This is a genomic window from Flavobacterium riviphilum (assembly GCF_055231795.1).
Genome location: NZ_JBUYSY010000003.1, coordinates 110,217 through 135,695, shown reverse-complemented (window position 1 = coordinate 135,695; position 25,479 = coordinate 110,217). Strand labels below are relative to the sequence as shown.

The 25,479-nt window shown below is 37.4% G+C and carries 15 protein-coding genes and 1 tRNA gene; 10 read left to right on the top strand and 6 right to left on the bottom strand.

Annotation, left to right across the window (positions count from 1 at the left end):
- Nucleotides 1-13: 13 nt before the first annotated feature.
- Together ACZIX2_RS05455 and ACZIX2_RS05450 are read right to left on the bottom strand one after the other, a co-directional pair.
- A complete protein-coding gene (locus ACZIX2_RS05455; RefSeq protein WP_463339073.1) occupies nt 14-1,273 on the bottom strand; it encodes a hypothetical protein in 1,260 nt (419 codons plus the stop codon).
- Complete coding sequence (locus tag ACZIX2_RS05450) at nt 1,254-1,988, bottom strand: type III pantothenate kinase (protein WP_463339072.1); 735 nt, start codon at nt 1,986-1,988, stop codon at nt 1,254-1,256. The genes ACZIX2_RS05455 and ACZIX2_RS05450 overlap by 20 nt, the downstream gene beginning before the upstream one ends.
- 122 nt (nt 1,989-2,110) lie before the next feature.
- Here ACZIX2_RS05450 and ACZIX2_RS05445 point away from each other — a divergent pair.
- Together ACZIX2_RS05445 and ACZIX2_RS05440 are read left to right on the top strand one after the other, a co-directional pair.
- Nucleotides 2,111-2,183: transfer RNA gene (locus ACZIX2_RS05445), tRNA-Phe, on the top strand.
- 309 nt (nt 2,184-2,492) lie between these two features.
- Nucleotides 2,493-3,872, top strand: a complete 1,380-nt coding sequence (locus ACZIX2_RS05440; RefSeq protein WP_463339071.1) for a porin — start codon at nt 2,493-2,495, stop codon at nt 3,870-3,872.
- A 115-nt stretch (nt 3,873-3,987) separates the two neighbouring features.
- Here ACZIX2_RS05440 and ACZIX2_RS05435 read toward each other — a convergent pair whose 3' ends face one another.
- The 4 genes from ACZIX2_RS05435 to ACZIX2_RS05420 form a co-directional block, all read right to left on the bottom strand.
- A complete protein-coding gene (locus tag ACZIX2_RS05435; protein ID WP_463339070.1) occupies nt 3,988-6,846 on the bottom strand; it encodes an alpha-amylase family glycosyl hydrolase in 2,859 nt (952 codons plus the stop codon).
- A 66-nt stretch (nt 6,847-6,912) separates the two neighbouring features.
- A complete protein-coding gene (locus ACZIX2_RS05430) occupies nt 6,913-7,974 on the bottom strand; it encodes a SusE domain-containing protein (protein WP_463339069.1) in 1,062 nt (353 codons plus the stop codon).
- Between the two features lie 144 nt (nt 7,975-8,118).
- The gene (locus tag ACZIX2_RS05425; RefSeq protein ID WP_463339068.1) at nt 8,119-9,597 is read right to left on the bottom strand and encodes a RagB/SusD family nutrient uptake outer membrane protein; all 1,479 of its coding nucleotides are present in this window, start codon (nt 9,595-9,597) and stop codon (nt 8,119-8,121) included.
- Nucleotides 9,598-9,613: 16 nt separating this feature from the next.
- The gene (locus tag ACZIX2_RS05420) at nt 9,614-12,556 is read right to left on the bottom strand and encodes a SusC/RagA family TonB-linked outer membrane protein (RefSeq protein WP_463339067.1); all 2,943 of its coding nucleotides are present in this window, start codon (nt 12,554-12,556) and stop codon (nt 9,614-9,616) included.
- A gap of 234 nt (nt 12,557-12,790) precedes the next feature.
- Between ACZIX2_RS05420 and ACZIX2_RS05415 the strand changes: the two genes are divergently transcribed.
- From ACZIX2_RS05415 to ACZIX2_RS05380, 8 genes are all read left to right on the top strand, one after another.
- A complete protein-coding gene (locus tag ACZIX2_RS05415) occupies nt 12,791-13,816 on the top strand; it encodes a LacI family DNA-binding transcriptional regulator (protein ID WP_463339066.1) in 1,026 nt (341 codons plus the stop codon).
- A gap of 536 nt (nt 13,817-14,352) precedes the next feature.
- A complete protein-coding gene (locus ACZIX2_RS05410; RefSeq protein ID WP_463339065.1) occupies nt 14,353-15,681 on the top strand; it encodes an MFS transporter in 1,329 nt (442 codons plus the stop codon).
- A 12-nt stretch (nt 15,682-15,693) separates the two neighbouring features.
- Nucleotides 15,694-16,353: a beta-phosphoglucomutase gene (pgmB, locus tag ACZIX2_RS05405; protein ID WP_463339064.1), complete on the top strand. Its 660-nt coding sequence runs from the start codon at nt 15,694-15,696 to the stop codon at nt 16,351-16,353.
- A gap of 65 nt (nt 16,354-16,418) precedes the next feature.
- On the top strand, nt 16,419-18,710 hold the full coding sequence (locus ACZIX2_RS05400) for a glycoside hydrolase family 65 protein (protein WP_463339063.1): 2,292 nt from the start codon (nt 16,419-16,421) through the stop codon (nt 18,708-18,710).
- A gap of 276 nt (nt 18,711-18,986) precedes the next feature.
- A complete protein-coding gene (locus tag ACZIX2_RS05395) occupies nt 18,987-21,353 on the top strand; it encodes a glycoside hydrolase family 31 protein (RefSeq protein WP_463339062.1) in 2,367 nt (788 codons plus the stop codon).
- A gap of 1 nt (nt 21,354) precedes the next feature.
- Nucleotides 21,355-23,019 carry an alpha-amylase family glycosyl hydrolase gene (locus ACZIX2_RS05390; protein WP_463339061.1) on the top strand — a complete coding sequence of 555 codons (1,665 nt, stop codon included), beginning with the start codon at nt 21,355-21,357 and terminating at the stop codon, nt 23,017-23,019.
- A gap of 388 nt (nt 23,020-23,407) precedes the next feature.
- Complete coding sequence (locus ACZIX2_RS05385) at nt 23,408-24,151, top strand: glycerophosphodiester phosphodiesterase (RefSeq protein ID WP_463339060.1); 744 nt, start codon at nt 23,408-23,410, stop codon at nt 24,149-24,151.
- Nucleotides 24,148-25,353, top strand: a complete 1,206-nt coding sequence (locus ACZIX2_RS05380; protein WP_463339059.1) for a BaiN/RdsA family NAD(P)/FAD-dependent oxidoreductase — start codon at nt 24,148-24,150, stop codon at nt 25,351-25,353. The genes ACZIX2_RS05385 and ACZIX2_RS05380 overlap by 4 nt, the downstream gene beginning before the upstream one ends.
- The last annotated feature ends 126 nt before the right edge of the window (nt 25,354-25,479 follow it).

The following is a 25,479-nucleotide window of genomic DNA, read 5'->3' as shown; positions in this document are numbered from 1 at the left end:
TGTAGAAAAACTCCTAGTAGTATTTACGTTTTACAAACCATTTGTCATTCAAAGAGAAGCTAAGCGAAGCGTTGAAATAATTCTCTTGAATCAATCCTTGCTTGGTAGTCCCTCTCACCCCATATTCTAACCCAACATTGAAATTAGAAAAGGACCCAAAAGCAGGTAAGCCCACACCAATAGCAACTGACTTATCCTTGATACTTTGGTTTTGAATAAGCAATCCGGTTTGCTCCATACGCAACCCTGCTCTATACACAATGCGTTGGGCATAACTCGAAAACGAATTGTAATTTGGGATATAATACCCCCCTAAACTGTAACGGTTTTGTTTCTCAAATTGTACATTGGTTACATTGTTATAATTAGCATCTAATGTAGCCGCTGGTCGCATCGCTACTTCAGCCCCAATCAACCATTTTTTGGCTTCTCCTAAGCCCAAGCCAAAAGTTAATTTGCTAGGCATAACCACATCTTTTGTCGTAGTTACTTCATCAAAACCTTCAGGATCAATATTTACTGTTCCGTTATAATCTATGGTAGAAATAGTTCTTGTGGTTTCCACTTTTAGATTCGTTTCCAGACTATAACTAACACTTGAATGCAACTGTAGTTTTTTAGTCAAATTTGTTTTATACATGGCACCCACGTTGATATTGAATCCAGACAAATAAGACAAATTTCTTTCTCTTGTTCCAACAGGTACATCAGTAATGTACTCAATATTATCATTTTCTATTTTACCAAATACATAATGCGCATCTGCTCCTATGCTAAAGTTTTTAGCAATTTTATATCCGGCACCAAAGAAAACTTTATTCACACCACCCGTACCTTCTAACCTTTTATTGTTTTCCGTACCATCAGCACTAATAGATTGAATTTTGTATCCTACTGATGAATACGGTACCAAACCAAATCCAATACCCAATTTCCCAATTGGAATCCCCACAGCCATGTAATCCAAAGTTGTTCTTCTTGCCGAAGCCTTTTCACCTTCTTCTTTTAATGATCTTGTGCCATGTGTCCCTGCCATAGTCATAGTGGTAAGCTTCAAGTTGGCATAACTTGATGGGTTATCAATATTTATATGAATACTATCTTGTTCTACTGCCACCCCACCCATAGAGCGGTTTTCCAACATTCCACGGTATCTTACATCACCAATACCAAAATACGAATACGGAGAAGAGGTACCTTGTTGGGCCAAAGTAATCGTTGAAAAAAGCAAAAAAGTTGCTATACAGATTTTTTTAATCATTGTAGATTGCATATTGAAAAGTTTGATTCAAACTCTCTAAAAGGAAATTTGAATTGGCAAATATGGTATTTTTTAATTGCATCGCCAAAAAAACTGCATCACCACCCGTTAAAATTATGATAAAATTTGGATACTTTTCTTTAAAGTCATTAATATACCCATCAATTTCATAAACCAATCCTTTCACCACCCCAGCATGAATAGCTGTTGCGGTAGAATCTCCAATAAAAGAACTGGGTTGATGCGTTTCAAGAAGAGGTAATTTTGCGGTAAAATGATGCAAAGCCTCGTAACGCATTCTGAGCCCAGGAGCAATAGCGCCACCTAAATAACAATCGTCGGCTGTGATACAATCAAAGGTCACACAAGTTCCTGCATCAATAACCAATCGGTTTTGATTAGGAAATTGCAGTGTGGCTCCTGCAGCCAGCACCATACGATCAATCCCGAGAGTATGCGGAGTTGCATATTTATTTTGGAAAGGAAAAGGATCATTATGGGTAATGAAGTGAATGGTCAATCTAGAAGAGAAACTCATGAAAGCCTCTTTATCCACATTGCTTACGGAAGAAATCACTAAAAAGGCCACTTGAGGATATTTATCTAAAATAATTTCAATTTTTTCTTGTCTTTCGTTTTTCAAGAATACAAAACTATCAACAAGGGTACTCCCCTCAAAAACAGCTGCTTTAATTCGGGTATTTCCAATATCGACCGTTAAAACCATAGTATACATTTTGAAAAGCGAAGGTACGAATTGATTTTTTTTAAAAAATGTTTTGGATAAATTAAAAATGGTTCTATATTTGCACCCGCAATCAACAAGCAGTACTGCTCTAGATTACAAAAGGTACCTTAGCTCAGATGGTAGAGCAATGGACTGAAAATCCATGTGTCCCTGGTTCGATCCCTGGAGGTACCACAAAACCCGAATAGCAATATTCGGGTTTTTTGTTTTATATGGCTTTTGAAAACGATTTCCTTTCCTATTTATTTTTTTTAAATCTACATCTGGTCATTTTCAATTCAAATTTTCATTTCTAATTTCATTAAGAAGATGACTCAATAAATCAAGAATTAGTTTTAAATTCGATAGCAATTGTTGCGGAAAAAGTAGTTTTCAAAAGCACCTTTATAAACTTTGCATTAAAACTCAAACATATACTTATTGACACCAAAAACAACCTAAACCAACACAGCATCTTTCAACACCTAAAATGACGTTTTAACTATGAAAAAACTCTGTATTGTTTGGCTCTTTATATGTTTTCCTTTTGTGCTTATAGCACAAGGTTCAAGCGAATATGGGAATGGCATGAAAATCAATTTTGACGAAAAAGGCACAAAATTCATGCGCTTATTGTTATGGAATCAAATTTGGTTCCGAAGTGCACAAATGAATCCCGGCACTATGATTGGCAATGAACCAACAACTACAGCCAGCGACATAGGGAATCGTAGGTTACGATTTTTAACCTACTCCCAATTGACCCCAAGATTCATGATTGTAACTCATTTTGGTATCAACAATCAGACTTTTACTAATGGTGGCGCTTTTGGCAGTACCGGAACTGGTGGTTATGGCACGGGTAAAAAACCTGGTTTATTCATACACGATGCTTGGAACGAATATGCTGTAGTGGTACCAGAAAAAAACAACGCTTTTAGTTTAACCATTGGAGGCGGATTACACTATTATATGGGACTTTCGAGAATGACGATGGCATCTACTTTGAATTTTCTAACTTTGGATGCCCCTATTTTTAATTGGCCTTTAATTGAAAATTCCGATCAGTTTGCTAGACAAATTGGGCTGTTTGCCAAAGGAAGAATTGGAAAATTGGAATACCGTTTGAGTCATAACAAACCGTTTGCCACCAATTTGACGCCAATAAACGCCAACACACCCGAAAACGCTGTGGCCGTAGACAATAACGGCAAAGCCAAGTGGTCTACTGCTGGTTATTTTGAATACCAATTCTTGGATCAAGAGTCGAATGTATTGCCGTTTAAAGTAGGAACCTACGTAGGTACTAAAAAAGTATTCAACCTTGGCGCAGGATTTTATCGCGCACCCGATGCCACCACTTCGGCAGTCAATAGTCAATTCCAAACCCACGACATGCAACTTTTTGCCACCGACCTATTTTTGGATTTACCCATAGGAAAAACAACTAAAAAAATGGCTGTAACCGCTTATAGCGTCTATTACAATTATGATTTTGGTCCTAATTATTTGCGCAACATAGGCATTATGAACATTGGCGCTTTCGATCCTAATTTTACCGGAAACAGAGCCCTTGCTGGACCTGGAAACGCCCAACCCACTATTGGCACAGGCCACATTTGGTATACTCAGGCGGGCTTCTTACTACCCAACGCAAAGGAAAAGCCCAAACTACGCATCCAACCCTTTGGTGCATTTACCTATAAAAATTTTGACGCTTTGGAACAAGCTAGCACCCAATTTGATGTAGGCGCCAACTTTTTATTGGATGGCCAAAATGCCAAAATTAGCACACAATATTCCACGCGACCGGTCTATAGTGCTCCTGACCAAAAAATAGGTTCAAAAGGCGAATTTCTCGTGCAATTACAGATTTATTTATAAATTATTGAACACAATAAAAATCAAGATCAAATCTTATTCAACGTCTATTTGGTCCAAAAAAAAAAGCTGTTACTTTGAAAAGTAACAGCTTTTTTATTTTAAGCTACTCGAGGAATTAATTTTTAATCATTTTCACAACGTCTACATGATTGTTTGCATTAGTAGCTTTCACTAAATAAAATCCTTTAGTTAAATCACTAATGCTATACGTTTGATCTGGATTAGAATTGCCTTTAAAAACTTTTACCCTTTGACCTGTTATCGAATAAATCTCTACTTGAGTGGTTTCGGCACTCAAAGTAAAATAGTTCGAAGCAGGATTTGGATACAATTTCAAAGTAGCTTCTTTTTCAAAATCTTCAACCGCTAAATTAGCTTGTTTGTTTCCTAAAATCTTGAATTGCCCTGGCTGCAAAGAGATGGTTTGATTCACATCAGTTACTGTAATTTCGCTCAAATCCATCAAATCATACCATTGCCCAGTGTAAGGAAAACCGGTTGCAACATTTTTGGCCACTACACCAAAATTGGCAATAATCAACACGTCTTTTAATTCGGTACTTCCTAACGATGGATTATTGATTTTGATATTCGGAGTATCTGTATTTCCAGCAGCAATGGTTACATTCCCTAAAAATACGGGTTCATTCACTTTTAAAGCAATCATTTTAGCCCAATCGTAATAAATCTTATTCCGATTATTATCTCCAAACCAGTTGCCGGTCCATTGCGGTTGCGGCTTGGTATCTAGTTTACAATCACCGTCCGTTCCACCTGGTAGGTTAACAACTCCATTATTACAAGCAAAAATTGAAGGTTCCCATCCTAACTCACCAAAATGCCAGATCATTTTTGGCCCAGGTACTAAAAGGGAAACCGCACCAATAGCAGACATACGAGACAAAGCCGTATTTAATGTCTTCACATTATAACTTCCCGAACTATTTCCAAACTGCAAATTTTTATACATTAAGCGTTCTTCGTCATGACTTTCAGCATAACCCATCAATCGTTGTTTGGTAAACCCTCGACTTGCACTTGACATTCTAGCGATACTTTTATTAGGCCATCCCATCGACAATTCATTATACTCATCCGTCATTTTGCCCCACAACATAATACCCTCTTTATAATTGGCCCATTGTTGTTCTTCGAAATCACTACCTAAGTGCTCAAAAATAACATAATGAGTAGGATCAACAGCCCAAGAAGCATCGGCATATTCTTTCAATACATCCACACGGTCTTGTTGATAGGCATTGGTTAACGCATCCGATCCCTCGGCATTTTGTGTAAATCCTTTGGTTAAATCCCATCGGAAACCATCAATTTTGAATTCTTTAATCCAATATTCTACAACTCTTTTTACATAATTTTTTGTACGTGGTTGTTGGTGATTGAAATCTTCCCCAACACTATAACTGTGTTTGGCTACCGTATTAAAATAAGGGTTTTCTGTAGAAGGACTTCCCCAGCCGTCGTTCTCTGGATCATTCATCCACATACGCACCATTGGGTTACGACCAAAAGCATGATTTAACGCAATATCCAAAATAACCGCAATCCCGTTTTTATGACACAAATCGATAAATTCTTTGAGTTTGTCAGGAGAGCCATAATATTTGTCTAAAGCCATATGAAATGAGGTATTGTACCCCCAACTTAGGTTGCCTTCAAACTCCATTACTGGCATTAGCTGAATGGCATTCACTTTTAAGTTTTTGAAATAATCGATTTTATCAATCAGGTCTTGGTAACTTCTACGAGCATCAAAGTCACGCACTAAAACTTCATACACTACTAATTTCTCTTTAGCAGGTTTCACAAAATTAGTAGTTGCCTGACTCCATGCATAAGGTGTTTGCCCTGTTTTAAACCAAGTCACTTCTCTATCTTGACCTACTGGATAAGCAGGAATATTAGGAAATGAAGCCGCTGGAATTCCCCCATCATCAAAAGGTGATAAAACCAAGGTAGAATATGGGTCGGCAGTTTTAACTAATTTTGGCGAATTGGCTAGTGGACTTTCTTTCCCTACCCAATATTGAAACATATAATCAGTACCCGCAGTCAAGCCCGTAATTTCTAACCAAAATTTGGTAGATCCAGCCGTTGCATCTTTCTTCATGGCATAAGCCGAAGTGGGTTGCCAATTATTAAAATTACCTGCTACATACACAAAGTCTTTCAAAGGCGCATCCAAAACTAAGGTAACCTTTGTAGGATCAGCAGCATTATAATTAACACCTTCCACTAATCCAGCAGGAATCGCTGCTGAAACCGCGCCAGGATTGACAACAGCTGCAAATTTCTTCACGATAGTAGTAGTCCCTTGTGTTACCTCCAATTCGTAATTTTGATTGGTCGTGATATTGGTGTGATTAAAAGCATAACTAGCAGTCGCTGTAGCCGTATTAATCGAAACTCCATTGGATTTCAAATTGTAATTGGCATTACCATTACTATTGGTAGCCGTAATATTCAAGTTCCCTCCTGAAGCCAAGATAGTAGTACTGTTTTGAGCAGGAGTAGTCAATGTAACTTGAAAAGTACCAACCTCTGTTAAAATATTTTGGGATTTTTTGTCGCCTGTTCCGTTTTTAGCTTTAATTAAAAAACCAAATCTTCCGATTGCGGTTCGGTTAAAAAATGTGCTAGGGACAAAAGTCATAGTATAGGTGTCCGATGCAGAATTATAAGTAAAACGATTGGCTTCGTTGGAATTATCCCAAGTCCCATTAGTAGGACAGTCTCTTTCATTAGTATCATTGATATCAAATGACCAAGCCCACATATACAAAACATTACCAGAAACCCCCCAAGCGGCCTCATTGATACCATTACCGTTGATTGTTATGGTAATTTGATCGGTCTCCTCGAAAGTAGGAGGCGAAATACTATAGGTAACGGTTTGCTGTTGCGCCACAGATAACCAAGACACCAAAAAAGCACAAAAAAGTAAAATTTTCTTCATTTTGGTAAATTAATTTTAAAAAAAAGGGTTGCCATAGCGACAACCCCTTTCACATAAAAATAGAACTTATTGTTTTACAATAGTATAAGTATATGCTCTAGACTTGCTTAAGTCAAGTGTAATTTTGTAAGTCCCTGCTGCAGCTATTACAATATTTGGACCACCTTCATCTAATACTCCATTAGCTCCTTCATCTCCATAGTTAAGTGCCCATCCATCATTTGCTCTAAATTTCATCTCTCCAGCTTTTAATGCCAAAGTAACTTCCCAAACATTTGTTGTTTTGTTGTAGGTCATATCATGATCAACTACACCATTGTCTGGCCATCCATTTGGAGTTGCACTACCTGTAACAGCCCAATTAGTTTTAGTTGTTGAGTAAGTTAATTTTTGAGTATCTGCTTTGATTAAATAGTATCCAGCAGCAGCACTTAAATTTCCACCTTTAGTATCTAACACACCTGGCCCTCCAGTTCCATAAGCTACATTAGTATTCCAATCAAATACTAAATTGTCATTAGCTTCTAAGAATTTAAACTCTCCATCCAAATACACATAACCAGCAAAGTCAGAATTCCCTTTAGCGGATGGTTTCAATTGATATTGAGATGTTAAACCGTCTTTATCTTTCCAACCTTGGTGAGCTCCAGGAACTCCTAATAAAGGCGCTACTTTGAAAGGAGTAATTACAATTTCGATTGGTTTAGAAGCAATAGTTTGTGTTCCAACCACCGCTAATACTCTCGCCCATACGTTAGACCCAACAAAAGGTTTCAATCCTAAATCAATAGCCGCTTTGTTTAAGCTAGTCCCCATTACAGCAACATTATTAGAAGTTGAAGATTGCACTAATTGTGGTTTCTTAAAATCTTTGTCATCAAATTTTGCAATTTGTACATTGTAAGTAACCACTACATCACCACCAAAGTTAGCTGGTTTCCAAGCAAATCTATCAAATAGATTTTCAACTGTTGAAGGAGTAATTATGTAACTTGCTCCTGAAACAGGTGCAGTAATCACTGGGGCATCGGTCGCCTCAATAACTGGACGGTCTTGTACGTCCTCTACACTACATGAAGCCATCACCAGAGTGAATAAGGCTAAAAATAATTTTGATATATTTTTCATTGTCTTAATTTTTTAAGTTGATTAATTTTAGTATCCAGGATTTTGTATAAGTTTAGTATTAGCTGCAAGCGCTCCAGCAGGTATTGGGAATAAGGTTCTAAAGGATGGAATTGCTGTACCTCCTGCGATACCCCCTTTCCAAGGCTACACATAAGATCCGCCGGCAAATTTACCAAAACGGATTAAATCTGTTCTACGGTGACACTCCCAGTGCAATTCTCTTCCTCTTTCATCTAGAATAAAGTCTAAATTCAATTCACCTAAACCAATTGTTGGAGCATTCGCACGAGTTCTCAAAGCATTAACATATTGTAAAGCTGTATTGTTATTTCCTCCTGCACCTCTTAAATTACACTCTGCATACATTAAATACGCATCTGCCAAACGGAACATTGGGAAATCGGTATCCACAAAATCACCAGATTTATCAGAACCTTGAACACCCGCTTTAGTTAAGTTACTCCATTTTTGAATAGCATAACCATCTTGGAAGTTGCCCACATTTTTAATTTCTTTAGATTGTCCTGCAGTAAAGAAGTTACCACGAACATCACCCGATAATCCATTAAATTTATCTACAAACGCAGCAGTTGTTCTAATACCAGCCCAACCTCCGTTGATTCCAAATTTTTCTGGTTTCATATCTCCACCAACAGCAGCATGCGTTAAGAAAGTAGTACCTCCATAGGTTTTAGTGTTCAAACCATCATAAGCAACAGCAAAGATAAATTCATTTTGCGCACCATTCTTATCGTTATCTGCTAAGAATAAATCTTTGTAGTTGTTGTGAATAGTATAAGGAGATGCAATTACTTTTTCAATTAAAGGCATCGCTTTAGCATATTGATCTGTTCCGATATACACTTTAGCATTCATATACAATTTGGCTTGTAACATCCAAGCAGCAGCTTTTCCTACACGATACTTTTCGTTAGTTTTAGGATCTTTTAACTCTGGAGTTAAAGCAGTAAGCTCATCATCAATAAATTTGTAGATCTCTGCTCTAGTTGCATATTCAGGATAATAAATCGTAGTAGGCGCTTCCTCAGTTACGATAGAACCTCCTCCAAAAGTATCTACTAAATGCCAGTAAGTTAACGCTCTCAAGAAACGAGCTTCTGCTCTCATAACTTTGATTTCAGCAATAGTAGCTGCATCAATCCCTCTAGCGGCTAATTTCTCATCTGTAGTTTGACGTAAAAACTCATTACAGTTTACAATTTGGAACGAAAAACGTGAAAATGTAGCCGAGATAAATGTATCCAATGAGGACCAAGAATGATTATGGAAATCCTGAATTGTTCCATCATTCCAAGCGATAATCGCCTCATCTGTAGTCAACTCTTGCATCAACCATAAACCTCTGATGTATTGACTCGCACCTTCATCTATATTTTCGATATCTCCAGACCCTGCAGGTCCTGTCTGACCAGTTGTAGCATAACCTGCATACAGTTTGGCTAAGAACTTCTTGTAGGAAGTTGGATCTTTGAAAAATTCTTCTCCATCAACTGATCCACCTTTGTCAGAAGAGGATTGATCCAAATCATTTATACAAGAAGAGAATAACAGCACAAATGACAGCAGTGCTATTCCTATTAAATTAAATTTTGATTTTTTCATTTTTCTTAAATTTGAATTAGAAATTAACGTTTAAACCTAACGTGAAAGTAATTGGTCTTGGGTATAAATTATTATCGATACCACTTGCAATTTCTGGATCAAGACCTTTGTATTTAGTTAATACAAATACGTTTTGAGCCGCTAAAGTTAATTTCACTAACGAATTTGAATCTGGTTTTTGGTTGAAGGTATAACCAATACTCACATTATCTAAACGTAAGAAAGAAGCATCTTGAATATAATAATCAGATTCATAACGTTTAACATCGTTTGTTGTAAATCCAGATTCTAAAACATTTTCTACACCATTAGACAAATCCGTATTTCTTATAAAGATTCCAGCTAAAGAACCGTTGTTAGAATCTACGTTATTGTACATATAATTCCCCCAAGAACCTCTGAAAGCTGCAGCAAAATCCCAGTTTTTGTACACAACACTTGTATTAAAACCGTAGAAAACATCAGCTGCTGGCTTATGAAAACGGTACTTGTCTTGTTCGTTTACAATACCATCTCCATTACGGTCTACAAACACACCATCAAGTGGTTTACCATCAGCACCATAAGCTTGCTCGTATACATAGAATGAATTAGGTGCATATCCTATTTGATTATTTTGTATAAAGTTACCTGTTGCACCTTCGTATCCTCCCACTGGGAATCCAGGAAACGCTGGAGAATCACTTGATAATTTAGTAATCTCTGAATTTTGGAATGTGATATTACCTCCAACTGTCCATTCAAAGTTATCTGTTTTTACAGGAATCACAGTTCCAGAAATTTCAACCCCTTTGTTTCTGATCGATCCAATGTTGTAGTTATCGAAGTTAGAGAATCCAAAGAAAGGAGGATTTTGTGCACGCAATAACAAATCTTTAGTATCTCTTTGATACACATCAACTGTACCAGAAATTCTATTATTGAAGAAACCAAAATCAATACCCGCATTGATCGTAGTAGTTTGCTCCCATTTCAAATTACTATTGTAAGGCTGTGGACGGAAAGTAGGATAATAAATATCTCCAAATGGATACTGAGCCGCAATATTTGAGCCTAAATACAATGGTAATGAAGGGAAACCATCACCTCCGATATCTTGTTGACCTGTAATACCCCAACCAGCTCTCAATTTAAGTGTAGAAACTGCTTCTACATCTTTTAAGAAGTTTTCATCATTGATTTTCCAACCAACTGCTACAGCAGGGAAATTACCCCAACGATTGTTTTCAGAAAAACGAGATGATCCATCACGTCTTAAAGAAGCTGTCAATAGATACTTATCAGCAATAGTAAAGTTAGCTCTAGCAAAGAAAGATTGTAAATTTACTCTTCGTGGTCTATTAACTACCGGTGTAATTTGATTATTTTGAAAATTAAAAGAAAAACCTCCATAATTATCTCTAAAATCTTGATAGTTATAACCTCCAGTAATATCAAACTGTGTATTGATAGACTCAACCAACTTGTTGTAGTTGAAATACAAGTCCATCACTTTATTGTGTCTTTTTTCTGTATTCTCGTAAGTATTATTGAATCCAGATCCTTTTACACCATTCAAATAATCAGCCGCAGTATTACCAAAAGAACGACCACTCATATAATCGTAACCAAAGTTGGCCACTGCTTTTAATTCTGGTAAGAAATGCAATTTGTAATCAAATTGTACATTTCCGATACTTCTGTATGAAGTTCCGAAATTGTTTTGTTGTTCAATCAAAGAAAGTGGATTTCTACCCGCTAATTGATTAATTTGATTTCCTGGTAAGAACCATTGGAAGTAAGTACCATCAGCGTTTTTAACAGATTGCGTAGGATCAAAACGAATAGCTGATCCAATAGCTCCTCTGTTACTATAATTACTGTTAATCAAAGAAGTATTATTGTTTAACTGTACTTTTAAGTGCTTGTCAAAGAAATCACCAACAATAGTTGCTGATAAGGTAGAACGCTCCATGTTATCTCTTAACAAAATACCGTTTAAGTTTGCATAACCTACAGAAGCTCTATAAGTAATGTTGTCAACTCCTCCACCTACAGAAACGTTATGATCCGTTCCTAAAGCAGTTCTGTAAATTTCTTTTTGCCAATCAGTATTCGCAGTTCCTAATAACCCAATTTGAGCCGCAGTACCTTTCGCATTTACTAAATCTCTAAATTGATCAGCTGATAAAGCATCAATCGTTTTCGTAATTTCAGATACTTGAAAATTGGCGTTATAGTTTACCTGAAGGTCACCTGCTTTACCTTTTTTAGTCGTAATAATGATTACCCCGTTGGATGCTCTAGATCCATAGATAGCAGTTGCCGAAGCATCTTTTAATACAGTTATCGATTCAATGTTGTTTTGGTTGATAGTTGATAACGGGTTTCTACTTCCTTGTACACCACCTTGAGCTACAGGTACTCCATCAATTACATACAATGGGTCATTTTGTGCATTTAAAGATGATCCAGAACGAATTCTAATAGTAGCACCCTCACCTGGAGCACCCCCACCATTGGTAATTTGCAAACCAGCCACTTTACCTTGGATCATTTGATCAGCAGAAACTACTGGTCCTTTGTTGAAGTCTTTCGCTCCGATAACAGTAACCGCACCCGTAGCATCTTTCTTTTTTACAGAACCGTATCCAACGTTTACTACTACTTCTTTTAATTCATTGGCATCTTCTTCTAATGTTACATTTAGTGTCGCTTGACCTGTAAAGGCAATAACTACATTTTTGTAACCGATAAATGAAAATACAAGTTTATCTCCTTTTTTTAAATTGGATAACTTATATTTACCATCAAAATCAGTAGAAACACCATTGGTTGTTCCTTGTATATTTACATTGGCTCCTGGAATTGGATCCCCTGTTGCTTTTTCAACAACAGTCCCCGATACAGTATTCTGTGCAAGAATACTCAACGGCAGTAAGAGCAATAAAAATAACAACTTTTTGTAAATTGTTCTCATACTTTTTGTTTAAATTAATGTTTACTTTTGGTTTTTAGTTAAGCTTTTTTTACTTCGAATACCAAAATTAACATATTATTAATACCGTTAACATGACAATTATCAGGGAGCTTTACGAAAACGTGGTAGTGTTGAAAACTTTGGATAAAACCCATTTTTTTTAACTAATTTTTACTTAATAAATAAAAAAACAAACATTAAAATTAATATTCCATTTTTATATAATTCCGCACTATGAAGAAGAAAGTCACCTTAAAACAAATTGCGAAAGAATTAGATGTCTCTATTTCAACTGTCTCTAAATCACTAAGAAACAGTTTAGAAATAGGCGAAGAAACCCGTCTTAAAGTACAAGCCTTTGCCAAGTTTTACAATTACAGACCCAACAATATTGCCTTAAGTTTAAAAAACAGAAGAACAAAAACCATTGGTATCATTATCCCTGAAATTGTTCACTATTTCTTTTCGACAGTTATTAACGGTATTGAACAAGTGGCCAACGAAAAAGGATACAGTGTTATCATCTGTCTCTCGGATGACTCCTTTGACAAGGAAGTAACCAACATGGAAATATTAGCCCACGGAAGTGCTGATGGTTTCATTATGTCGCTTTCCAAAGAAACCCAATTCAAAAAAGATTTCCATCATATTACCGAAGCCATTGATCAAGGGATGCCTGTGGTAATGTTTGACCGCGTAACCGATGAAGTTCCTTGTGACAAAGTGATTATTGACGACAAAAAAGCAGCCTTCGAAGCAGTAGATTTTTTAATTAAAAAAGGTCGAAAAAAAATCGCCTTAGTTACTACAGTAGACTATGTGAGTGTAGGACAACTTCGAACCCAAGGCTACATACAAGCGTTAGCACACCATAATATTCCTTTTGATGAAAATCTCATCATCAAAATTGAAGATGTAGAAACCTGTGAATTTACCATTGGTAAGCTTTTGGAAGATAAAGCCATCGATGCCGTGTTTGCCGTAAATGAACTATTTGCGGTAACTATCCTAAAAACCGCCTTAAAACTAGGACTATCCGTACCAGAAGAATTTGCTGTTATCGCCTTTACTGACGGCATCATCTCCAAATACTCCACACCTACCATCTCTACTGTTAGTCAAAGTGGAGAAAAAATGGGACGAAAAGCAGCCGAAATATTGATCTCGAGGTTAGAATCTGAAGAAAACGAAAATGAAGAAGAAATCTTTCAAACCGAAATCATCGAAACCCATCTGATCGAAAGAGAATCTACTGATTAATTTCATTTTTTATCAACAAAAAACGTGATAGTGAAAATTATTTACTTGAGAAACAAAGCTTAAGTAAATAATTTTCTATTTTTACATAAGTCAAAACTTTTTTTACTTCGAAACCAAGCAAAGTTTTGTGCTGTTTAATGGGTCTTGAAATGGCTTTTCTTTATAAGCTCTAATTCGAGACACCTAACATAACCAACCAACCTTGCTTATCGCAAGCCACCAAACTCATTTATTGTACGGTACTTACATTTTATTTTTAGTAAGCGACCTTTAGAAGGGTTCTTTAAGGAGCTTTACAAGAGTAGCAATACCACCACTACGAGCAACTCTCTTTTTTGTATTTGCTAGGATATGGACACCAAGTTGATGTAATAGCAAATTTCAAATCTGCTGCAATCTCATAATGGTTTGGATCTTACTTGTAACGCGTTTAGAAAACGATTTCTAACTCAACAAATTGTAGTTGGCAAATTCAGCATTAGTCATAAACAAACGGTTAGACGTTTGTAATAATAACTTACATAAAATTAGATCGTATGGAAAAACCAAAATTAAGTTTTTGGCAAATTTGGAATCTAAGTTTTGGTTTTTTAGGGGTACAAATTGGGTATTCACTACAAAACGGAAACACAAGTAGAATCCTTGAAGCCCTTGGAGCAGATGTTCATAGTATAGGCTACTTTTGGTTAGCCGCACCCTTGGCAGGACTGATTGTTCAACCAATAATCGGACTCTCCAGCGACAAGACTTGGACACGACTAGGGCGCCGTATTCCTTTTATATTTTTCGGAGCAATTGTTTCGGCCCTAGCCATGTTTTTTATGCCTAATGCTGAGTATTTTGCTTATTTATTGCCCCCTTTGTTTTTCGGTGGGTTAATGTTACTCTTGATGGATACTTCTTTCAATGTAACCATGCAACCTTTTAGAGCCTTAGTGGGCGACATGGTAAACGATGACCAACGTAACTTAGGGTATTCACTTCAAAGTGCTTTGATTAATTTTGGAGCCGTTTTTGGTTCGCTTCTCCCATGGATTTTGACTCAATCTGGTATTTCAAATGTACCAGCCGAAGGCGAAAAAGTAGCCGACTCTGTGATTTGGTCTTTTTACATTGGCGGCAGTATCTTACTGGCAAGTGTCCTTTGGACCGTTTTTAGAACCAAAGAATACGCCCCAAAAGAACACGCCCTTTACAACAAAATTAATCTGGATGCCGAAGAGAAAAAAGAAAAGACAAACATTCTTAAATTAATAACCTCCGCGCCTAAAATCTTTTGGCAACTTGGTTTTGTACAATTTTTCTCTTGGTTTGCGCTTTTCTTAATGTGGGTATACACTACTAGAGCTATTGCCAACCAAGTATGGGGTCCGGATGCCCTGGATGCAAAATCCATTGGATTTAACGAAGCAGGAGACTGGACAGGCGTACTTTTTGCCTTTTATAGTGCTGTAGCAGCCATTTACTCCTTAATAATGCCGTCTATTGCTAAAGCTATTGGACGTAAAAAAACCTATTCCTTTTCCTTATTACTAGGAGGATTAGGACTGATTTCTATGTTTATCATAGAAGACAAAAACCTATTATTAGTATCAATGATAGGCGTTGGATTGGCTTGGGCTGCCATTTTGGCTATGCCGTATGCCATCCTTTCTGGTTCCTTACCGGCTGACAAAATGGGGGTTTACATGGGGCTTTTCAATGCCACCATCACGATCCCACAAATAACCGCTGGAATCCTAGGAAGCACCCTTATTGCATTGTTTGGAGGGTTCCCTATGGCTATTATCGTTATAGCTGGAATCTCGATGTTGATTGCCGGTTTGGTTGTTATTTTTATTAAAGAAAAGCAAGCAAGCCACTAAATATTATTTAAAATGAAAAAGAAAAAAGGATTTATTTTCGATTTGGATGGTGTTATTGTGGATACCGCAAAGTACCATTATTTAGCGTGGAAGAAGATAGCAGAGGGACTCAATATCGAATTTACGCACGAACACAATGAGTTATTGAAAGGAGTGAGTCGCGTTCGTTCCTTAGATATTATTTTAGAATTGGGTAATGTTCAAGCTACCCAAGAACAAAAAGAACAATGGTTAGTGCAAAAGAACGAAGACTATTTATCCTTTTTGGTCGATATGGATGCCAGCGAAATTCTACCTGGTGTAGTTCCAGTTTTGAACTATCTCAAAGAGAATGGGCAACTCATTGCTTTAGGATCCGCAAGTAAAAATGCGAGACCCATCTTAGAAAAAACGGGAATTCTTCCTTTGTTTGACGCCATAGTAGATGGCAACGATGTTTCGAATGCGAAACCAGATCCTGAAGTATTCTTAATTGCAGCACAGCAATTAGGAGTAACAGCAAACGACAGCATTGTTTTTGAAGATTCTGTCGCGGGAATTCAAGCTGCCAACATTGCCAACATGACCAGTATTGGTATAGGCGATGCCACAGTTTTACATGAAGCGAAACACAATTTTAAAGACTTTACACTTATTAGTCCATCATTTTTAGATGAATTAATTCAACAATAAAAACCCTTTTTGACTTCCATTAAAAGTCTATCAAGATTCTATATACAATTTAAAAAAAAGAAAAAATGCACCAAGATTATATAAAACCCGACAATTGGTCCATCATTGAAGAAGAATTTGACATCGAGAGAGTAAAATCGTCCGAAAGTCTTTTCAGTATTGGAAATGGCGCCATGGGACAACGAGCTAATTTTGAAGAAAATTACTCAGGTCCAACCTTTCAAGGAAGTTACATCGCTGGAATCTATTATCCAGACAAAACCAAAGTGGGATGGTGGAAAAATGGATATCCAAAATACTTTGCCAAAGTATTGAATGCCCCCAACTGGATCGGTATTAAAATTGAAATAAACGGCGAAAATTTCGACTTGTACACTTGTACGGAAGTAAAAAACTTCAAAAGAGAATTGAACATGAAAGAAGGATGGTACAACCGTTCTTTTCAAGCTACCTTAAAAAATGGTACCGAAGTTGCTGTAAATGTAACTCGTTTTTTATGTATGAATCTGGACGAAGCAGGGTACATCAACTACGAAATAACGCCTCTAAATAAAGACGCCAAAATCGTTTACAAACCCTTTATCGATGCAGGTGTTACTAATGAAGACGCCAACTGGGAAGAAAAATTCTGGGAACCTTTGGAAGTAAAAAAAGGAACTCACGAAGCTTTTGTTACTGCTCAAACCTACAAAACGCATTTTAAAGTTACCACCTTCATGCACAATACGGTGTTGTTGAATGGGGTACCTTCACATATTTCTCCAGCTGCTATTGAAACTACAGTAGACAATGTACAATACACTTACGAAACTTTAGTAGCTAAAGGTGATCGTTCTACCCTTCAAAAAATTGGAGGTTACACCGTATCATTAAACCATAAAAACACGCAAACTGCTGCCGAAAAAGTAATTCAAGAAGCGGTGGCCAAAGGCTACCAAGCCTTATTAGAAGAACAAAAAGAAGCATGGGCTAAAATCTGGGAAATGTCGGACATCACCATTGCTGGCGACGTGAAAGCACAACAAGGTATTCGTTTCAACATCTTCCAATTGAATCAAACCTATTCAGGAAAAGATTCTCGTTTGAATATCGGTCCAAAAGGATTTACTGGAGAAAAATACGGTGGATCTACCTATTGGGATACTGAAGCCTATTGTATTCCATTCTACATGGCGACCAAAGACCAAGAAGTGGCGCGTAACCTATTGACGTACCGTTACAATCAATTAGACAAAGCCATCGAAAATGCTAAAGATAATTTAGGATTCAAAAATGGTGCTGCTTTGTACCCTATGGTAACGATGAACGGAGAAGAATGTCATAACGAATGGGAAATTACCCATGAGGAAATTCACCGTAATGGAGCCATTGCCTTTGCCATCTATAATTACCACCGTTATACAGGTGATTACTCGTACATCCCAGAAAAAGGATTGGAAGTACTTATCGGAATCGCCCGTTATTGGCACCAAAGAGCTTCGTTCTCTACAGACAAAAATCAATATGTCATCTTGGGTGTAACTGGTCCAAATGAGTACGAAAACAACATCAACAATAACTTCTACACCAATTATATTGCTAAATGGTGTATTGATTATGCCTACGAACAAATCCAAAAAGTAGCGACAGAATATCCATCGGATCACAAACGTGTGATTGAGAAAGTAAATCTTGCCGATGCAGAGTTACAAGATTGGAAAAAAGTTTCTGGTAATATGTATTTCCCAAAATCGGAAGAATTAGGCATCTACTTACAACAAGACGGTTTCTTAGACAAAGAACTAATTCCAGTAAAAGATTTAGACCGCTCACAACGTCCTATCAACCAAAAATGGTCATGGGATAGAGTATTGCGTTCCCCTTATATCAAACAAGCCGACGTATTGCAAGGATTCTACTTCTTCGAAGATCATTTTACTACCGAAGAATTAAGAAAGAACTTCGAATTCTATGAATCATTCACAGTTCACGAAAGTTCCCTTTCTCCTTGTGTACACTCTATTCAAGCCGCTAAATTGGATAAAATGGACATGGCTTATACTTTCTATTTAAGAACATCTCGTTTAGATTTGGACGATTACAATAAAGAAGTAGAAGAAGGCTGTCACATCACTTCAATGGCCGGAACTTGGATGAGCATAGTTGAAGGATTTGGAGGTATGCGTGTAAAAGATAACGCTTTACATTTTGCTCCAAAAATCCCAGCTGAATGGGAAGGTTACACTTTCAAAATTAACTTTAGACATCAAATCTTAAAAGTTAGTGTGAGTCAAAAAGCAACCGAATTCTCTTTAGAAGGAACCCAAGCATTGACTGTTTATGTAGATGGAAAAGCAGTTGTGGTACAACCCAATTAATCCAAGAATTTATACCTGTAACCCTTTCAGAGTTTGCTTTGAAAGGGTTACTTTTTAAAACACTATTGGTTTATCAATGTAAAACCAAATCCTCAAGCAATAACTTTCCAAAATAAAAGTTAAAGCCATATTATTTTAAGGTAAGGAATAGCATCTTTGTGATTTACCCTACTTTACTACTAATCTAATGGTATGCATTAGCCAAGTTTTTCTACCATTTGACATTACCAATCATAGAAAACTTTGTTAAGTTCACCAATAAGAAACAAAAGCATTATGAGAAAATTATTTGTATTTCTTTTACTTTCCTCACTATCGTTTGCGCAAAATGCCAACCGAAAATTTGAAAGTTATAAAAAGACACCTCAAACTTTAGAGATTAAAACATCGGATGGTGTATACTATCTCCAATCCTATTCTGATAAAATAATAGAAACCAGTTTTGTACCCAAAGGAGAGTCCCTACAATCTAAATCGCATGCGGTAGTCTTAGCGCCTCAAAAAAATTTAGGAAAAGTAAAGGAAACTGCCACAACTCTAGAATTAGCTACAAAAGGCATTAAAGTTGTGATTACGAAAGCCCCATTTCAAATTCAATATTTTTATGGAAATACTGAATTACTTTCTGAAAAAAATGGGTATTCCAAAAATGAAAAACACGAGGTATTAGATTTCAATTTAAATTCGACCGAAGTTTTATACGGTACCGGAGAACGTGTTTTAGGTATGAACCGACGCGGGCATCGATTGCAATTGTACAACAGAGCCCATTATGGTTATGAAACCTATTCGGAACTGATGAATTACACCATGCCATTGGTACTATCCTCTAAAATTTATGCGGTTCATTTTGATAATGCCCCTATTGGTTACTTAGATTTAGACAGCAAAAAAGACAACACTTTGGCGTATGAAACCATTTCAGGACGCAAAACGTATCAAGTGATTGCTGGTAATTCTTGGACTGATTTGATTGACAGTTATACTACTTTGACCGGAAAACAACCGTTACCTGCACTTTGGACTTTAGGAAATTTTTCGAGTCGATTTGGGTACCACTCACAAGACGAAGTAAACAAAACCATCGACAAATACCTCAAAGATGGAATTCCTGTAGACGCTATCATTTTAGATTTATATTGGTTTGGAAAAGAAGTAACAGGTACTATGGGGAATTTGGATTGGGATAAAGATAACTTCCCGAATCCTACCAAAATGATTGAGGACTTAAACCAAAAAGGGGTAAAAACCGTTTTGATTACCGAGCCTTTCATCACTACAACATCAAGCAAATGGAATGATGCTGTTTCGAAAAAAGTATTAGCTACAGACAATAATGGCAATCCATTTAAATTTAATTTCTTCTTCGGAAATACAGGAATCGTTGATATATTCAAACCAGAAGGTAAAAAATGGTTTTGGGATATTTATAAAAATCTTGCCAATCAAGGTGTAGCTGGATGGTGGGGCGATTTAGGCGAACCCGAAGTGTTTCCTTCCGAAGCAATGACAGTAGCGGGGCCAGCTGATGAAGTGCATAATATTTATGGCCATACTTGGGCAGAACTCTTAGCTGAAGGTTATAAAAAAGACTTTTCTGCTACTCGTCCCTTTATTTTAATGCGATCAGGATATTCTGGCTCACAGCGTTTTGGAATGATGCCTTGGTCAGGTGATGTGAGCCGTACTTGGGGCGGATTGCAACCCCAAACCGAAATCTCCTTACAAATGGGATTACAAGGTATCGGTTATATGCACTCGGATTTGGGTGGATTTGCCGGCGATTATTATGACAACGAATTGTACTTACGTTGGTTACAATATGGTGTTTTCCAACCTATCTTCCGTCCACATGCGCAACAAGATGTAGCCTCCGAACCAGTTTTTAAAGACATTGTAACCAAAGCCAATGCTAAAAAACAAGTGGAATTGCGTTACCAATTGTTGCCTTACAACTATACCATCGCCTTTGAGAACAATCAAAAAGGAACTCCGCTGATGCGTCCGTTGTTTTTTGAAGAACCTCAAAACACTACTTTACAAACCGTTTCGCATACTTATCTTTGGGGGAATGACTTTTTGGTTCACCCAATCACCGAAGCGGGTAAAAAATCGGCCGACATTTATTTCCCAAAAAACAATTCTTGGTTCGATTTTTATTCTGATGCAAAATATGAAGGTGGAAGCACTGCTAACGTAGCTACAGCCACAGATCATATTCCTGTTTTTGTTCGTGGAGGTGCTTTCATTCCGATGATCAAAACCATTCAAAACACCACTAAATACAGTTTAGACGCTTTTGATTTGCATTTTTTCAAGGATGAAAAAACGCCAACTAGCGAAGGGAAATTGTACCATGATGATGGCGTAACGGCCAATGCTTTTGAAAAAGGCTTGTATGAAATGATCACATTCAAGTCCCAAACCAAAGGAAACAATACCACTATTACTTTGGCTACTACATCTGGAAAAAGCTACAGTACTAAGGACAAAAAAGCCAATTTGATCCTACATAATAACGCAACCGTAAGCCAAATTAAAGTAAACGGAATCGTTACTCCTTTTACCAAAGAAGGGCAGACTATTGTCGTGACTGTTCCAGTAAACAAAAACAAACCGACTCAAATTCAAATTCAATACTAGTATGAAAAAACAAACCATAGCACTTACTTTAGCCCTATCCACTCTATTGGGTGGCATGGCTAACGCACAGCAAAAACAAGCTCCCAAAAAAGAAACTACCCCATTTGTTTGGGAAGGGGCCAATTTGTATTTCTTAATGACCGATCGTTTTAATGACGATAATAATCAAAAAGAAATCTATTTTGACCGCACCAAAACACCAGGAAAACTTCGCGGTTTTGAAGGTGGAAACCTCAAAGGTATCACCCAAAAAATTGAAGAAGGCTATTTTACTAAACTCGGAATCAATGCCATTTGGATGACCCCTATCGTCGAAAACATTCACGAAGGAGTTGATGAAGGAACGGGCTTAAGCTACGGATTCCATGGATACTGGGCCAAAGATTGGACCGCTTTGGATCCGAATTTTGGTACCAAAGAAGATTTGGCCGACTTAGTAAAAAAAGCCCACGCCAAAGGCATCCGTATTGTTTTGGACGGGGTAATCAACCACACAGGACCTGTAACGGAGAAAGATGCTGTTTGGCCATCAGATTGGGTACGTACTGGACCACAATGTGATTATAAAACGTTTACAGGAACTACCGAATGTACTTTGGTAGCCAATCTTCCCGATGTATTGACAGAAAGTGAAAAAGAAGTAACCCTCCCTCCTTTCTTAATTGAAAAATGGAAAAAAGAAGGCCGTTACGAAAAAGAAATCGCTTCTTTGGATGCCTTTTTCAAAAGAACGGGTTACCCAAGAGCCCCAAAATATTACATCATCAAATGGTTGACAGATTATATCGTAGAATTCGGAATCGATGGCTACCGTGCCGACACCGTAAAACATACCGATGAAAAAGTATGGGCCGCCTTTCAAAAAGAATGTTTGTATGCTTTTGAAGTTTGGAAGAAAAACAATCCTACCAAAGTATTAGACAACAATCCTTTTTACACCATAGCCGAAGTGTACAACTACGGCATTAGCGGTGGTCAAATTTTTGATTTTGGCGATAAAAAAATCAATTATTTCCAAAATGGTTTCGACAACATGATCAATTTTGAATTCAAATGGGACGCGAAAAACGATTATGAATCCATTTTCTCAAAATACAGTTCAAAATTAAACAACGAACTTAAAGGCTACAGCGTTTTGAATTATTTATCTTCTCATGACGACGGAGCCCCTTTTGATCCAAAAAGAGAAAAAACTATCGAAAGCGGCACTAAGCTTTTACTTTCCCCAGGAATTTCACAAGTGTATTATGGTGACGAATCTGGACGTTCTTTAGTAATCGAAGGCACTCAAGGCGATGCCACTTTGCGTTCGTTTATGAATTGGGACGCCATCAAAATGAATCCAGAAACGCAAAAAACATTGGCGCATTGGCAAAAATTGGGGCAATTTCGAAGAAACCATCCATCGGTAGGTGCTGGTGTTCATCAAAAAATTGCTGATGCTCCTTACGTGTTTAGTCGTCAATACACCAAAGGCAAGTACAACGATCAGGTAGTAGTTGCCTTACACGTTAAACCTGGTAAAAAAGAAATTCCTGTTGGGACTATTTTCAAAAACGGCACAACGGTTCGCGATGCTTATTCCAACCAAACTGCCAAAGTGAAAAACGGAAAAGTAATCATCGATTCCAACTTTACTTTTGTGCTTTTAGAGGCAAAAAAATAGAAAATTCATAAGATTTTATAGACCGCAAATTCGCAAATTCATTTCCCAAAGTAGGGAGTATAATTTGCGAATTTGCGGTGTTTTTTTACCAAGAAGGAACAAGAAGCAATGCTTTTGTGCTTTTAGAGGCAAAAAAATAGAAAATTCATAAGATTTTATAGACCGCAAATTCGCAAATTCATTTCCCAAAGTAGGGAGTATAATTTGCGAATTTGCGGTGTTTTTTTTACCAAGAAGGAACAAGAAGCAATGCTTTTGTACTTTGCGTTCCTTGCGTAAATCTTTGCGAACCTTGCGGTTAATTTTCACAAAAAACATAAAATAATGATAACTTACTATTTATCAAAGAAGTAATTGCTTTTTCCTATTTTAGACCAAAAGAAAAAAAATGAAACTTCAACCGTATCTTTGGCTTATTTTTATTGGATTAACCAGTTGTACTACTATGAACAAACCACTCAACATAGGCCATAGAGGCGCTATGGGACACGAAACCCAAAACACCGTTCCCGCGATTAAAAAAGCATTAGCAATGGGCGTCGACCGCATCGAGATTGATGTGTTTGTCATCAAAACTGGTGAAGTTATGGTGTTTCACGACGATATTTTGGATAGCCTCACCAATGCAAAAGGTCCGATAGAAGACTACACCTTCGAAGCCTTGCAAAAAGTAATCGTAAAAGGCGGACATCACATTCCAACGCTAGAAGAAATCATCACCACCATCGACCGAAAAGTGTCTTTAAATATTGAATTAAAAGGCAAAAATACCGCCGAAGCTACACATAAAATCGTCACGGCTTTTATTAAAAAAGGTTGGGCGGCAAAAGATTTTATCATCTCCAGTTTCCTTTGGGACGAATTAGCAACCTATCGAAAACTTGATTCCAAAATAGCCATCGACGTTTTAACGGAAGAAAATCCGCTAGACGCACTCCCAATGGCACGACAATTAAAGGCAACCTCCATCAATCCTTGGTTCAAAACCCTTACGCCCGAAAATGTAAAACGCATTCACCAAGAAGGATTTAAAATCAACACGTACACCGTAAACAACCCTGAAGACATTAAAAAAGTAATCGCATTGGGTGTCGATGGAATTTTTTGTAATTTTCCCGAAAGATTACGATGATGTACGACTGTTTAATTGTGGGAGGTGGCGCTGCAGGTTTTTTTACTGCCATCAACATTGTAGAAAAAAATCCTAAAGCCAAAGTTGCCATTTTAGAACGTGGCGCCGAAGTCCTAGGCAAAGTGCGCATTTCGGGTGGCGGTCGTTGCAATGTAACCCACGCTTGTTTTGAACCTAACGAACTCGTAAAATTTTATCCAAGAGGCGAAAAAGAATTGCGAGGTCCTTTCCATCAATTTTGCTCTGGAGATACCATCGAGTGGTTTGAACGCCACGGCGTAGCCCTCAAAATTGAAGACGACGGCCGAATGTTTCCCGTTTCCAACTCTTCTCAAACCATCATTGATTGTTTTCTAAAAGCTACTCAACAGCTAGGCATCAAAGTCCTCACAGGTCAGAGCGTACAATCTATTTTCAAAAAAGACAACTACTGGAAAATTGATACCCAAAATCAAAATTATCAAGCCGAAAATTTGATTTTAGCGACGGGAAGTAACCCGAAAATTTGGGACATGCTGCAAACATTTGGCCACGCCATCATTCCACCTGTACCCTCTTTATTCACCTTTAACAGCAAAGACCCTCGAATCAAAGAGTTGCCAGGCGTTTCGGCAAAAGTAACCGTGAGAGTGAAAGACACCAAACTCGAAGCCACTGGACCACTTTTAATTACCCATTGGGGTATGAGTGGCCCCGCTATTTTGAAACTATCTGCTTGGGGTGCGCGCATTTTACACGACAAAAACTATCAATTTACGCTTTTGGTGAATTGGCTCAATGATCTAGATACCGAAGAAGCCCTCGTTCAATTGAAAACCTTAAAACAAGAACAAGCCAAAAAAACAGTTGCCAAAAAATCACCGTTTGAACTCACCAACCGCTTGTGGGAAAGTTTGGTGCTGGCTTCTGGCATTAGTACTGAAACCAAATGGGCCGATTTGTCCAAAACCCAATTGCAACACTTGGCACAACAACTCACTAATGGTGTTTTTTCCATCAATGGCAAAAGCACTTTCAAAGAAGAATTCGTTACAGCTGGCGGCATTGATTTAAAGGAAATCAACTTTAAAACCATGGAAAGTAAAATCCACCCCAACCTATATTTTGCAGGCGAAATTGTCAATATCGACGCCATCACAGGTGGATTCAATTTCCAAAATGCTTGGACGAGTGGGTTTATTGTAGCGAATGCGGTGCGGTAATACAGAAAAAACACAAATCTCTATAAATCAAAACACAAGACATCTCTAGCCACAAAACTTTTTGTAAATTTGAAAAAAATAAGCGATAACAACAATAACCTTAAAAATAAATGAAAAGTCAAAAAA